14 protein-coding genes are annotated in these 13,674 nt (G+C 63.9%); 11 read left to right on the forward strand and 3 right to left on the reverse strand.

Annotation, left to right across the window (positions count from 1 at the left end):
* The first annotated feature begins 35 nt into the window (after positions 1–35).
* The 10 genes from ACO076_RS12075 to ACO076_RS12120 all read left to right on the forward strand — a co-directional run bounded on the left by ACO076_RS12075 (position 36) and on the right by ACO076_RS12120 (position 10,023).
* Positions 36–995, forward strand: coding sequence for a carbohydrate ABC transporter permease (locus tag ACO076_RS12075; protein WP_421723082.1), 960 nt, complete (start codon positions 36–38; stop codon positions 993–995).
* Entirely contained in the window at positions 979–1,839 is an 861-nt protein-coding gene (locus tag ACO076_RS12080; RefSeq protein WP_421723083.1) for a carbohydrate ABC transporter permease, read from the forward strand. Before ACO076_RS12075 ends, ACO076_RS12080 begins: the two co-directional genes overlap by 17 nt.
* Positions 1,840–1,875: 36 nt before the next feature.
* Positions 1,876–2,706 carry a sugar phosphate isomerase/epimerase family protein gene (locus tag ACO076_RS12085; RefSeq protein ID WP_421723084.1) on the forward strand — a complete coding sequence of 277 codons (831 nt, stop codon included), beginning with the start codon at positions 1,876–1,878 and terminating at the stop codon, positions 2,704–2,706.
* A gap of 14 nt (positions 2,707–2,720) precedes the next feature.
* Entirely contained in the window at positions 2,721–3,470 is a 750-nt protein-coding gene (locus ACO076_RS12090) for an SDR family NAD(P)-dependent oxidoreductase (protein ID WP_421726727.1), read from the forward strand.
* 675 nt (positions 3,471–4,145) lie between these two features.
* Entirely contained in the window at positions 4,146–4,769 is a 624-nt protein-coding gene (locus ACO076_RS12095) for a LysE family translocator (protein ID WP_421723085.1), read from the forward strand.
* 115 nt (positions 4,770–4,884) lie between these two features.
* Positions 4,885–5,835, forward strand: coding sequence for an ABC transporter substrate-binding protein (locus ACO076_RS12100; protein WP_421723086.1), 951 nt, complete (start codon positions 4,885–4,887; stop codon positions 5,833–5,835).
* Positions 5,836–5,951: 116 nt separating this feature from the next.
* The gene (locus ACO076_RS12105) at positions 5,952–6,854 is read left to right on the forward strand and encodes an alpha/beta hydrolase (RefSeq protein WP_421723087.1); all 903 of its coding nucleotides are present in this window, start codon (positions 5,952–5,954) and stop codon (positions 6,852–6,854) included.
* A gap of 151 nt (positions 6,855–7,005) precedes the next feature.
* Entirely contained in the window at positions 7,006–7,890 is an 885-nt protein-coding gene (locus ACO076_RS12110) for an ABC transporter permease (RefSeq protein ID WP_421723088.1), read from the forward strand.
* A complete protein-coding gene (locus ACO076_RS12115; RefSeq protein ID WP_421723089.1) occupies positions 7,887–8,678 on the forward strand; it encodes an ABC transporter ATP-binding protein in 792 nt (263 codons plus the stop codon). Before ACO076_RS12110 ends, ACO076_RS12115 begins: the two co-directional genes overlap by 4 nt.
* Positions 8,679–8,757: 79 nt before the next feature.
* Positions 8,758–10,023, forward strand: a complete 1,266-nt coding sequence (locus ACO076_RS12120) for a glycosyltransferase family 9 protein (protein ID WP_421723090.1) — start codon at positions 8,758–8,760, stop codon at positions 10,021–10,023.
* Here the strand turns inward: ACO076_RS12120 and ACO076_RS12125 are convergent.
* A complete protein-coding gene (locus ACO076_RS12125; RefSeq protein ID WP_421723091.1) occupies positions 9,960–11,282 on the reverse strand; it encodes an MFS transporter in 1,323 nt (440 codons plus the stop codon). The two genes, ACO076_RS12120 and ACO076_RS12125, sit on opposite strands and share 64 nt — an antisense overlap.
* A 290-nt stretch (positions 11,283–11,572) precedes the next feature.
* On the opposite strand from ACO076_RS12125, the gene ACO076_RS12130 reads away from it, so the two are divergent.
* A complete protein-coding gene (locus ACO076_RS12130; protein WP_421723092.1) occupies positions 11,573–11,854 on the forward strand; it encodes an MAPEG family protein in 282 nt (93 codons plus the stop codon).
* 21 nt (positions 11,855–11,875) lie between these two features.
* Here ACO076_RS12130 and ACO076_RS12135 read toward each other — a convergent pair whose 3' ends face one another.
* Both ACO076_RS12135 and ACO076_RS12140 read right to left on the reverse strand, forming a co-directional pair.
* A complete protein-coding gene (locus ACO076_RS12135; protein WP_421723093.1) occupies positions 11,876–12,844 on the reverse strand; it encodes a DUF3179 domain-containing protein in 969 nt (322 codons plus the stop codon).
* 222 nt (positions 12,845–13,066) lie between these two features.
* Positions 13,067–13,564, reverse strand: coding sequence for an ester cyclase (locus ACO076_RS12140; RefSeq protein ID WP_421723094.1), 498 nt, complete (start codon positions 13,562–13,564; stop codon positions 13,067–13,069).
* Between the last annotated feature and the right edge of the window lie 110 nt (positions 13,565–13,674).

The following is a 13,674-nucleotide window of genomic DNA, read 5'->3' on the forward strand; positions in this document are numbered from 1 at the left end:
GCCGGGGAGCTCTGCTCCCGCCTGGAGGAATGCCCATGTCGGCCCACCAATCCGAGGCAGCGACCGCCGCCCCAGTACCGGTGCAGACGACGCGCCGGCGTCGGATTGGCCGTTCCGCCAAAGGCAACGCCGTCGCCTATCTGTTTCTCTCGCCTTGGCTGATCGGGCTTTTCTGCCTGACCCTCGGCCCGATCCTGGCATCGGCCTATCTGTCGCTGACGTCCTATGATCTTTTCAATGAACCGGTATGGATCGGGCTCGAAAACTACCGGACGCTGTTCTTCGAAGATGCGCGCTATTGGGCGGCCCTGAGGGTCACGTTCGAGTACGTCTTCCTTTCCGTCCCGCTGAAACTCGCCTTCGCGCTGGCGATCGCACTGATGCTCAACCGTGGCTTAGCCGGATTGGGCCTCTATCGATCGATCTACTATTTGCCGTCGATGCTGGGCGGTAGCGTCGCGATCGCCATCATGTGGCGCCAGATCTTCTCCTACGACGGTGTCATCAACCAGATCCTGCTGAACTTCGGCATTGACGGGCCAAGCTGGATTTCCAGTCCGGACTACGCGCTCTACACGCTGGTTAGCCTCGCGGTCTGGCAATTCGGCTCGCCGATGGTGATCTTCCTCGCCGGCCTCAAACAGATTCCGCAGGAGCTTTACGACGGCGCGGCAATCGACGGCGCGGGCGCGTTTCAGAAATTCATCAATGTGACGCTGCCGCTGCTGACGCCGATCATCTTCTTCAATTTCGTCATGCAGATCATCGGATCGTTCCAGGCGTTCACGCCGTCCTTCATCATTTCCAACGGAACCGGCGGCCCGGCCGACGCGACCCTGTTCTACACGCTCTATCTCTACGAACAGGGCTTCACCAATTTCCGCATGGGCTATGCGTCCGCCATTGCCTGGATCCTGGTGGGGATCATTGCCACGGCGACGGCGGCCTCGTTCTTCTCGGCGAAGTACTGGGTGCACTATGGCGATCGGGACTAACCTGTCCGAGCAGGGGTTTCGCCCGCGCCGGCTCATGGTCCATCTCGGACTGATCGCCGGCGCCTTCGTCATGCTCTATCCGCTGTTGTGGCTGTTCAGCGCCTCGCTCAAGCCCTCGCACCTGATCTTCAGCGACCCCAGCGCCATTCCCACCGAAATCAGGCTGGAGAATTACGTTGAGGGATGGGATGGGCCGGCCGGGTCGTTCGGCCGGTTCTTCCTGAACAGCTTCGTCATCGCGACGCTCGCCGTGATCGGCAACGTGATGGCGTGCAGCTTCGTGGCTTACGCCTTCGCCCGGCTCGACTTTGCCTTCCGGCGGACGCTGTTCGCGCTGATGCTAGGCACGATCATGCTGCCGCTGCATGCCACGCTGATCCCGCAATATGTGCTCTTCAATAATCTCGGCTGGGTGAACACCATCCTGCCGATCGTGGTGCCGCGGTTTCTCGCCGTCGATGCCTTCTTCATCTTCCTGATGGTCCAGTTCATCCGCGGAATTCCGCGCGAGCTGGACGAAGCGGCGGCGATCGACGGCGCCGGTCCGATCCGCATCTACTTCGCGATCATCCTGCCCTTGCTGTCGCCGGCGCTGGTCACCACCGCGGTGTTCTCATTCCTTTGGACCTACGAGGATTTCCTGACGCCGCTGGTCTATCTGACCTCGCTCGAGAACTACACCGTTCCGCTGGGCTTGCGGCTGTTCATGGCGTCCACCGGGGTCTCGGCGTGGGGACCGATGCTCGCGATGTCGCTGCTATCGCTGGTGCCGATGTTCATCGTCTTCTTCGTGTTCCAGCGGCGGCTGATCGAGGGCATCGCCACCACTGGCCTGAAGGGCTGAAGACGTCGCAGGCCCGTTCCCCCGCAAAGGACAAACATGGCAAGACCGAAGATTACCGTGTTCACCAAGCCCTGGACCGAACCGATCGGTCCGCTGGCAGACAAGCTCGCCGACCTGAGCTTCGATGGAGTCGAACTGGCCGTACGACCCGGCTACCAGGTCGAGCCGGAGAATGTTGCCCGCGACCTGCCCGGCGCGGTGCGAACGCTGGAAGCCGCGGGGCTGGCGACGCCCAGCATTGCCAGCGGCTACGACGAGGCGACCATCGCCGCTTGCGGTGAGGCCGGTGTCGGCATCATCCGCATCTGTGCCCCGATCGACATGGGGAAGGGCTATCTCGCCTCCGTCGATGCCTATCGCCGGTCCTTCGATGCCGTGCTGCCGTCGCTTGAGCGCCATAACGTCGCCATCGGCGTGCAAAACCACTACGGAACCCACGTCGGCAGTGCTGTCGGGCTCTTGCATATGCTGCAGGGCTACGATCCCAGGCAGGTCTGTGCCGTTCTCGACATGGCCCATTGCGCGGTAGACGGCGAGCCGGTCGAGATGGCTGTCGACATCGTCAAGGACCGCATCAACGGGCTGGTCAATTTCAAGAGCGCCTTCAATCGGCGCGTCAATGGGCCGGAGGAAGACGAAGCGATCTTCAGGGTCCACTGGACGACCCATGCCCATGGCGGCTACTCGTGGCGCGCACTGGCCGAGCAGATGAAGGCCATCAGCTTCGCTGGGGCGTTCTGTATGCCCGCCGAATATACCCCCGCCGCCGGTCACGAGGGTCGCCAGCGCATGGGCGACGACGTCCTGCCCCTTCTGCGCCAGGATGTCGCTCATCTGCGCGATCTGGTGAACGACCTGTTCGACTAACCGACGAGGCTTCGATCATGGACATGGAAGGAAAGACCGCGATCGTTGCCGGTGGCGGTCGCGATATCGGACGCGCGTGCGTCATGCGGCTCGCCGAGGAAGGTGCCCGGGTGGCGATCAACTACCATAAGAGCGCCGAGGGCGCCGAAAGCGCGGTGCGCGAGATCGAAGCGGCCGGCGGACAGGCCCTAGCGCTCGCCGGTGACATGACCCGCGCCGACGATGCCCAGGCGTTGGTCGCGGCGGCGGTCGGCAGATGGGGCTCCGTCGATGCGCTGGTGCACGTCACCGGCGGGCTGATCGCCCGCAAGACCGTGCCGGAGATCACTCTGGAGCACTGGCAGCAGGTGATGGATCTCAACGTGACCTCGCTCTTGCATTTGGTGCAGGCGGCGTTGCCCCATCTCAACGAGGGCGGCGCGATCGTCACGATGGCATCCCAGGCGGGCCGCGATGGTGGCGGTGGCGGCGCGGTCGCCTACGGCACGTCAAAGGGGGCGGTGATGACCATGACCCGGGGTATGGCCAAGGAGCTGGGCCCGAAGATTCGCGTCAACGCGATCTGTCCGGGCATGATCGACACCGACTTCCACAATGTCTTCACCTCGCCCGAGGTCCGCGCCCGTGTCGCCGCCAGCGTGCCGTTGAAGCGGGAGGGCCGTTCGGAGGATGTCGGCAACCTCGCGGTCTTTCTTGCCTCTGACCGATCCGCCTACATCACCGGTGCCTGCGTCGATATCAACGGTGGAATTCTGTTTTCCTGACCGCGTGATCGGTTGGGTTTCAACTGGACGGTGAAGACGCGCTGAAACGATCTGACACGGCGCTAGGCGACAAATCTGATGCTGCCGCGGCCGATAGCACGTAGTCAACAGTACACAACCACGGATGCCTCGCCGCCCTGCACTAAGTTTCCGTCGAGGCAGTTACATTCCATGTAGCCGAATGATACCGATGGTGGCTGAGGCTTGCAGTGGACGTATTTGGTATCTCCCTTGCACGTCATCCTTGTCGGCGTCTGGACGGGTTGATCAGTGCAATAGCCCTTGTAAATGAAGTGCATCTCGTTGGGGATGACGTCGTTGCGATGGCACGGGCTGGTCGGTGCCGTACACGGCACATCGATGAACTTGTTGGTTGGCTTGGTTTTGTCCGTATGTGACGCCGTACCGGTATGAACGGTGCCGATAGTTATCAGCGCTATGAGTGCCAGCCGCGTTTTCGGTGCCACCAGCCAAGCTCCATTCGTGGTGTGCTTCAACAAGACAAGACCGCTAAGATATAGAGGATTAGCCCTGGTCATGGTCTATCCAAAGATATGCGGTCATGGACGAGGGATGCTACTGTCGATTTTGCGAGCACAATCAATCCCTCCTCCCTGTGCGGACATCATTCCTATTACATCATCCTAACGGAAACATTAGTCGGGAACTGCAGTTATGGATCCGGTCAACTGGTTCGCCTTCGTCGTCGCATCGGCAGTGCTGCTCCTGATACCTGGGCCCACTGTTCTTCTAGTCGTGAGCTACGCGCTGACACAGGGACGTAAGGTAGCGGTCGCCATGGCGACCGGCGTCGCCCTCGGCGATTTTGTCGCGATGACACTGTCGCTCGCCGGCCTCGGCGCGCTGCTGGCGACGTCGGCCACTCTATTCACGATCCTGAAGTGGATCGGTGCGGCGTATTTGGTCTACCTCGGTGTCCGGCTCTGGCGGTCGAAGCCTTTCGTCTCCGATCCGGCGTCTCAAGCCGAACCCAGACCATCGCGTGGTGTGTTCGGTCACGCCTTCGTCGTCACCGCGCTCAACCCAAAGGGCATCGCTTTCTTTGTTGCCTTCGTCCCCCAGTTCATCGACAGCACGCAGCCGATCCTGCCGCAGCTGATCATCCTTGAAGCGACCTTTGTCGGCTTAGCGGCTGCCAATGCGTTTCTGTTTGCGCTAGCGGCCGATCAGGTTCGGGTTCGGCTGCGCCGGCCCGCGATGCTGACTTGGATGAACCGGGTCGGCGCCGGCTGCCTGGTCGGTATGGGGGCAGCAACGGCGGCGCTCAACCGGAGCTGACTCGCCACCGGCGGCGGTGCCGTGCCGGCATTGACTCGACCGCCGAAAAATCGTCTCTCCCGCTATCCGACCCGCCGGTATTTGAATACGGGTCGTTCAACCACGGGAGAACCATATGCGTAAGCTCGGTCTCGCGCTGGCAGCGGCGGTTTTTGCCGCGCCCGCGTTTGCAGCGGACGTCACTGTCGGCGTCACCGCCATTGTCGAACATCCGGCCCTCGATGCGGCCCGCGACGGGGTTAAGGACTCGCTTGCCGCGGAAGGATTTATCGATGGCGATACGATCGACTTCGTCTATCAGTCGGCTCAGGGTGCGCCGGCAACCGCGGCCCAGATCGCCCGCCAGTTCGTCGGTGACGGTGTCAACATCATCGTGCCGATCTCGACGCCGTCGGCGCAGGCCGCGTTGGCAGCGACCAGGGACATTCCGATCGTCTTCACCGCCGTCACCGATCCGCTGGCGGCTGAACTGGTCCCGTCGCTCGAGGCGCCCGGCGGTAACGTCACCGGCCTGTCGGACATGTCACCGATGGCCGAGCATGTCGCACTGATCAAGGAGATCACACCCGACGTCGAGACGATCGGCGTGCTCTTCAATCCGGGCGAGGCCAACTCGGTCTCGCTGGTCAATCGGCTCAAGGAAGTCGCCGGGCCAGCGGGTCTGACCGTCGTCGAGGCGGCCGCGACCAAGTCGGCCGACGTCCAGGCCGCGGCTCGCGGTCTCGTCGGCAAGGTCGACGCCATGTACGTGCCCACCGACAACACCGTCGTGTCGGCGCTCGAGGCGGCCATCTCGGTCGCGGAGGAGAACGACATTCCCTTCTATGCCGGCGACACCGACAGCGTGAAGCGCGGCGCGATCGCCTCGATCGGCTTCAACTACTACGACGTCGGCGTCCAGACCGGGAAAGTGGTTGCTCGCGTGCTGAACGGCGAGAACCCCGGCGACATCGACGTGACCTTCGCTTCCGGTTCCGACCTGTTCGTCAATCCCGGCGCCGCCGAGAAGATGGGCGTGACCATCCCGGCCGGCGTCATCGAGCGCGCGAACACCGTCGTCGAGTAACGACGAGCGGCGGGGGCCGGCGCTGCCGGCCCCTGAGCCATCCGACCTCCGGGGGGTGACGCGCCGCCGGTAATCCGGCAGGCTGGAGAAGGGCGACGGGCTTTCGGTTCCGGAGGGTGCCAGCGTTGAAAACACTCGTTCGTCTCGCGATTCTGTCAGCGATACTCGCCGCCTTTGCGATCCCGTCGGGAGCCGCCGGTTACCGCCTCGCGCCGTGGAAGGACGATCTCTTCGCCTATCCGACCGTTCTCGCCACCAGCCATGGCGGTGACTATGTAAAGGTCGGCTATGTCGAGCAGCGCGACCTCTATCAGCGCGACGAGATACCGGAAGAGAAAACCAGGCCGGAATACGTAGACCTCGAGATCAAGGCGACGGAAAAGGACATGGTCGCCAAGGAAGGGCGGACCAGCGTCAAGTTCATCGGTACCGGCAAGGTCGACGGCGGCGCCAAGGCCGTGGTCATCTACGTTCACGGCCGTCGCGGCAACCGCCACCAGGGCGCCAACGACTGGATGTTCGGCGGCAACTTCAACCGCATCAAGAACCTGATGGCCCGCAACGACGGTGTGTACCTGTCGCCAGGTTTCCCCAGCCTTGGCCGCCGCGGAGTCGCACAAGCGAAGATGCTGGTGCTCGAATACGCTAAGAACTCGCCCGGCGCGCCGATCTTCATCGCCTGCGGGTCGCTGGGCGGGCGGATCTGCTGGGGGCTCGCCGACGACAAGGAGGCGGCGTCCCACATCGACGGGTTCCTGCTGATGGGCTCGACTAGCGACAACGGCTTCTTCCGGACCGACGCGTTCAAGCGGCGGGTGCCGGTCTACATCGGTCACGGTACAGGCGATATCGTGATCAGCTGGAAGAAGCAGGAAGCCTTCTTCAACAGGATCAAGCAGCGTGATCCGAACTATCCGGCTAAGTTTGCCCTGTTTGACACCGGGTCGCACGGGACGCCGATCCGCATGACCGACTGGCGGCTGATCCTCAATTGGATGCTGGAAGTGAACGGCGCTTGACACGGTCCGTTTGCGTGTGGCTCGCCGGCGCAAGGTCCGCGGTCGTTTGCGCTGACGGCAGTGCCTGGGTCAGACTGAGCGCAACGGGGCGGTTTGCTGAGCGAGCCGGCGCACCCCGCAAGAAACAAGAAGGCGCGGGGCAGGGGGCGACGTGAGCATCATCGCATTGTTCGGGGCGACGGAGCTGGGGCTCGTCTATGCCTTCGTCGGCCTCGGCGTCTATCTATCGTTCCGTATCCTCGACTTTCCCGACCTGACGGTCGACGGCTCCTTCCCGCTCGGCGCGGCGGTGACCGCCGTCCTCATCGTCGCCGGCATCAATCCATGGGTCGCGACCGGTGCGGCGATCATCGCCGGTTGCTGCGCGGGGCTGGTGACCGCGTTCCTGAACGTGCGGTTCAAGATCCTTCACCTGCTCGCGTCGATTCTCACCATGATCGCGCTGTTCTCGATCAACATCCGGATCATGGGCCGGCCGAACGTGCCGATCCTCAATCAGGAAACGGTGCTGACGCCGTTCTACGATCTCGGACTTCAGAGCTATCTGGTGCGGCCGCTGTTCCTGGCGGTGCTGGTGATCGTCGCGGTGCTGGCGCTGGCCTGGTTCCTGTCCACCGACTTCGGGCTCGCCATGCGGGCCACCGGCGCCAACAGCCAGATGGCGCGCGCACAGGGGGTCTCGACCAATCTCTACATTTATGTCGGCATGGCGTTGTCGAACGGTCTGGTCGGGCTGGCCGGGGCGCTGTTTGCCCAGACCAACGGGTTCGCCGACGTCACATCCGGCGTCGGGACGATCGTCGTCGGGCTCGCGGCGGTGATCGTCGGAGAGACGCTGTTCCGGGCGCGCAGTATCCTGATCATCCTGATTGGCGTGGTGGTCGGATCGATCATCTATCGGATCGCCATCCAGCTGGCGCTATCGTTCGATGACATCGGCCTCAGGGCGTCCGACGTGAACCTCGCGACCGCCGTGCTCGTTGCGCTGGCGCTGATCCTGCCGCGGTTGCGTAAAGGCGGAGCACCGGCGACATGATCCGGGTCGAGGACCTGGCGGTAACCTTTGCCAAGGGCTCGCCGCTCGAGAAGATGGCGCTTGCCGGTGTCAGCCTGATGATGGAGCCGGGCGAGTTCGTCACGGTGATCGGCTCAAACGGTGCTGGCAAATCGACGCTCCTCAACGCCATCGCCGGCGACTTCCCTCCGACGCGCGGCCGGATCGTGATCGGCGATGTCGACGTCAGCCGCCAGCCGACGGCGAAGCGGTCGTCGCGGGTCGCGCGCGTGTTTCAGGACCCGCTCGCCGGCAGCTGTGGCGACCTGACGATCGAGGAGAATCTGGCGATTGCCGCGGCACGCGGTACCCGACGTGGCCTTTCCTCCGCCTTGACGGTGGATCGCCGGGCGCTGTTTCGCGACCGCCTGGCGGCACTCGGGCTCGGGCTCGAAGGCCGGCTGCGCGACCGGATGGCGATGCTCTCCGGCGGTCAGCGCCAGGCGCTCGCCCTGGTCATGGCGACGCTCGCCGACTCGAATGTTCTGCTGCTCGACGAACACACCGCCGCGCTCGATCCGGGGATGGCGGAGTTCGTCCTGCGACTGACGGCCAAGACGGTCACGGAGCATCACTTGACCACATTGATGGTCACCCATTCGATGCGCCAGGCCCTCGACCTCGGGACGCGAACGATCATGCTTCACGAGGGACGGATCATCCTCGACGTGGGCGGCGATGAACGCAAAGGCCTCGGCGTTGAGGATCTGGTCGAGATGTTCCGTCGGCAAAGGGGCGAGACGCTCGACGAGGACGAACTGCTGCTTTGACAGCAGCTCTCGTGAGCCAAGCCCTCGACAGCGGCGACTTCGACCCTACATCGGCGGCGTAGATCGCAGGAGCCTATGCATGCCGCAGCCCGCACCGCCCGACTCGCTCGGTAACCCGACGCCACCCTATGCGATGGCCATGGCGTTACCCGACGCGGTGACCCCGCGGCAGGGTCTCGTTGTCGACGGTGGACCGAACGCACGACTCCCCGTCGATCTCGCGCGATGCCGGCGCATCCTCGTCGTTCGCCTCGACTTCATCGGCGATTGGGTGCTGACGACGCCGTTTCTCGCCAACCTGCGGGCGAGCGCCCCGGATGCCGAAATCACGGTGGTCGTCCTCAATCGGGTGTTCGACCTGGCCCGTTCGTGCGCCTTCGTCGACCGGGTGATCGGCGTAGAACCAGCTGCGGCGGGGCCCGTGTCGTTCTATGCGGCGGACCAAGCGACGCTCGCCAGTTTCATCGCCGACTACGGAAACTATCTCTTCGATCTTGCGCTCGTTCCGCGCTGGGACACCGACTTCAACAGCGCGCTGAGGATCGCCGACGGGAGTGGTGCTGCGACGGTGATCGGCTTCTCGGAAGCGAACACCGCCCACCGCCGAGCCAACAACCGAGGGGACGATCGCTTCTATTCCGCCATCCTGCGGGATACCGAGGCGATGCACGAAGTCGATCACAAGCTCGGCCTGCTGGCGGCCATGGGCGGTACGACCGAGCAGCGCGACCTGACCTTACACCTCGATCCGGCGGACAAGCGTCGCGCGGCGGAATTCCTGGTCAAGCGCCTCGGCGGTGCCGACCGTTTCATTGCCATCGCACCATTCGCCGTGCCACGCAAACAGGTTCCACCAGAGCGATCAGCCGTGCTCGCCAACCGTTTGTCGGAGACCCTCGACCTGCCGGTCGTCGTCGTCGGCAGCCCCGTGCATGCACCGAATGCTGCTGCATTTCTGAGCGAACTCAAGGGGCCCGCGGCGAGTGCCGTCGGCTTGCCGCTTGGCGCCTCGGCGGCGCTGATCGGTCGAGCAAGCATGCTGATCGGCATGGACAGCGGTCCGGCCCACATCGCCGCGGCACTGAACACGCCGGTGGCTGTGATCTTCAACCACGCCAGGAGCGCAGCGCCAGACCATGTCGGCTCGCCGGAACGATTTGCGCCATGGGGCGAACCGAGCCGGGTCCTCGTGCTACGACCGGACGAGCCGCTGGCGCCTTGCACCGATGGCTGCGAGGTCGACGCTGCCCACTGCATCACCCAGCTCGACGTCGACGATCTCTATCCACCGATAGCTGACTTCGCGGCGCGTTTTGTCGCCGTCCGTGACCCGGTGTTTTCCTGAGTGGAGGGAACGTCAAACGGACGATTCCGTGTTTCCGGCGTGAGCAGCACGGTCACGACGCAGATCGCCGCCGCGGCCATGAGGTAGAACACCGGGCTCATCGAATTGCCGGTCGCGTCGATCAGAGAGATGGCGACCAGCGGCGTGGTCCCGCCGACGATGCCGAAGGTCAGTCCGTAGGCGACGGATGTCCCCGTGTAGCGGACGGCGTGGGGAAACAACTCCAACATCACCGCCGCAAAGCAGCCGGAGATAGTGCCGATGAGCACTGCGAAGGCGAGTAGACCGACGACAGCCAGCCCAGCCATGCCACTGGCGAGCAGCATGAACAACGGATAGGACAACACCAGCAAACCGATGGCGCCCGAAAGTATCATCGGTCGCCGGCCGATCCGGTCGGCAACCCAGGCGGAACCGATAACCGTCACGATCAAGGCCGCATTACCGGCGGTGGTCGCCGCGAGCGCCGTCGATCGCGGCAAGCCAACAGTGTTGGTCAGGAATGTCGGGCCGTAGATGAAAACCATGTAGTTGCCGATCGCTGATGCCGATGCGATGCCTGCGATCCGTAGGAGAGCACGGTCGTGTTCCCTGACGGTGGCGACGATCGGCAGCAGCGCGCTCCGGGTGTGCATATCGACTTCGGCCAAGCGCCGGCGTAGGACATAGCCGACGACACCGAGCAGCGGCGCCGGCGCATAGAGGAGCCGCCAGCCCCAGTCGGAGAAGGCTTGGTCGCTGAGCGCATCGACGACGAGCGTCGTGGCGCCCGAGGCGATGAGGATGCCGACAAACCCCGAGGCGAGCGCCACGCTGCAGAACAGGGCGCGATGCCGCGCCGGCGCGGCTTCGCCAAGCAGAACCACGGCGCCGGTGTATTCGCCGCCGACTGACAGGCCCTGGAGCAGCCGCAGGATCGTCAAGGCGATCGGAGCGGCGATCCCGATCGTGGCATAGGTGGGCAGGAGGGCGATGGCGCCAGTCGACACAGCCATCAGGTTGACCGCCACCATCAAGGCCGCTCTGCGGCTGATCCGATCGCCGATATGGCCGAGGATCACCGCACCTATCGGCCGCATGAGATAACCGCCGGCGAAGACGCCAAACGCGGCGATCAGCGAAGTTGCTTGGTCGCCGGTCGGGAAGAAGTGCGCGGCTAGCACCGGCGCCAGGAAGGCGTAGACCGCGAAGTCGTACCATTCGAGAACGCTACCGATCCCGCCAGCCGCAATCGCTCGCCGATCCTGTTGCTCCGCCATTTGCCTACCCGCCGCGCCGACTCCGTGGTGCAGCATAACGGACGTTCCGTGCGCATGGCTTGCCGGCCGCGGTATCGACGCAGGTGTGGCACTGTGGGCGCGTCAGGCACGTATGAAGGGCTGCGCGGTTCTGGCTTTGATACCGCCCGCCCGTACAGACACGTTTTAGGGGGACGATATGACGAACGCAGGCTGGCTCTTTTTCTCAGCAGCGCTGTATTGGCTGATGCTGCTCGCCGCCGGTCTTGTCAGACACAAGGCCCTGAACCCCCGCCGGCGTGCGGCTGACCATGAGCAACCGCGATCAGGTTCCCGCACCGAGCCCGGTTGCGGCGCGGACCGATCGGGTAGCCACCAACATGCTGGAGAACCTGGTCCTCTTCATCGCAGTCATCGTCGCGGTCGGGTTGGCCGGTCGGGAGAGCCCGCAGACCCAACTCGGCGCGGCGATCTTCTTCTGGGCGCGCCTCGTCTACTGGCCGGTCTACGTGATCGGCATCCCTTACCTGCGGACGCTGCTCTGGTTGGCGGCGATGATCGGCATCGGGATGGTCGCCGCCGCGCTCCTCTAGCCCGTGGGGCGAAACGCCCGCCTATTCGCCGGTCATCCACGTCCCATCAGGGACGAACGCCGAGAACGCGAAGGCGAAGGCAACGTCGTGAGCCACTTCGGCCCCGGATGCATCGCGGACAACGACGTTACCGAGGTCGCGGCCATCGGCGATCACCACCGAATCGTGCAGCGAGTTGCGGCCGGCCCCCCAGGTCAGGATTAGGTCGGATTCGGCGATTTCCGTTTCCTCCATCAGCCGCTTCAGGGGCCAGGCGCGCTCGTCGACGATCACCGCATAGTCAAGCGGACGTACGCCGGAAGGCAGGCCCTGGAGGGCGGCGGCCTCGGGGAAGTCGCCGCGTTCCATCCGTGCATAGGGCGTGGTGCCGTAAGGCCGGGCGTCGGGATCATTAGGGACTAGCACCAGCCCGTCCGGCGCACGCTTGCGGAACTGGGTCAGCGATTCCAGCCGCGACGGCACCAGCTTCATCTCCGCGCCGGTGAGGTCACCGACAATGGCGCCGCCAGAGAACTGCTGCCACCAGCTCTCGGTCTCATGGTCGTACATCACCATGTCGAAATGGCGGATGCGGCCGGTGTTGCCGAAGGTCAGGGTCTGGTCGCCGACCCGGCGGTCGAAGACGACGCCGGAGGTGCAGAGCGGGCAGTAGCTCACCAGTACCGGCACGCCGCCGACCGTGTCGTTGACGATCTCGTGCCACAGCATGATGCGCAGCGGATAGGCTCGGGCGTCGCCGTCGACGACAACACCGATCACTGGCTCGAGCGGGCCGATGTCGGTGGCTTCAGCAGCCGGGATATATTGCGGATCGTGGATCGGTGGAATGGTGTCGCGGCGGGCGCCGTCGAAATCGATCTCGTCGAACGGGACGGAAGCGCGGCTGAAGTCGGTGTTGGGGAACTCGCGCTGCCAATCGGCTGGCGCCTCGGCGAAAGCCGGCACCGACAGGGCGATCGCAACGACCGCGGCGAGAAGACGCGTGCGCATGCACCTGACGTAGGGCACCGACCCGAACGCCGTGACCCTGGGCCCGGTCAACCATGTTCACGATGGGGTGAGGGAACCGTCGTTGGCGCTAAGCTGCCGGCACCCGATCCGCTCCTAACTCTCCTTTTTTGAGAGAGGGGCACCAAGGTTTCGCCTTGCTGCTTCGCCGGGACCCCTCGGCATGAGGAGGATTGGGTGAAGATCAGGTCGAGGGGGCGAGCGTCAGCGTTTTTCGATCAGGCCGAGCTGTTCGAACATGCTGTACATGTCCCAGTTGACCCAGGTTTCGGCAATCTTGCCGTCATCGAAGCGATCGATCTGGATGCCTGTCCAGGTGATCGTCTTGCCGGTCGGTGCAAGCCCGAGATAGGTGCCCGATTGGGTCGCGGTGAAGCGCCACCGCGTCGTCACCAGGTTGCCCTCTCCGACTTGAACCAGGATGTCGATGGTCGTCTCGGGGAACGCCTGGTGGAACTCCTCCGCCAGTGTCATCCAGGTTGCCTTGTCGATCGTTTGCGTTCCGCCGTCCACATCCGGCGCCTGATGGTTGCGGTAATCCTGCGTGATGATTTCGTCGATATCGTCGAGGTTGCCGGTGCTCCACACGTCGATCGAACGCACCGACAGTTGCTTCTGCTCTTCCATCGACGCCGCCCAAGTGGTTCCGAGGGGGGCTAGGACCAGTAGTGTGGCCGCAGCTATCGTCTTCAACCTCTGCATCTCGACCTCTCCATTTGTCGGCGTGATCGCCAGCATTGTCGCGATAGTCAATACTTCATCTTCCCGGCCAATCGGGCTTTATTCTGAATCCCATGGCAGAAATAGCGGCA

This window comes from Bauldia sp. (genome assembly GCF_965232525.1).
Taxonomy (GTDB): Bacteria; Pseudomonadota; Alphaproteobacteria; order Rhizobiales; family Kaistiaceae; genus Bauldia.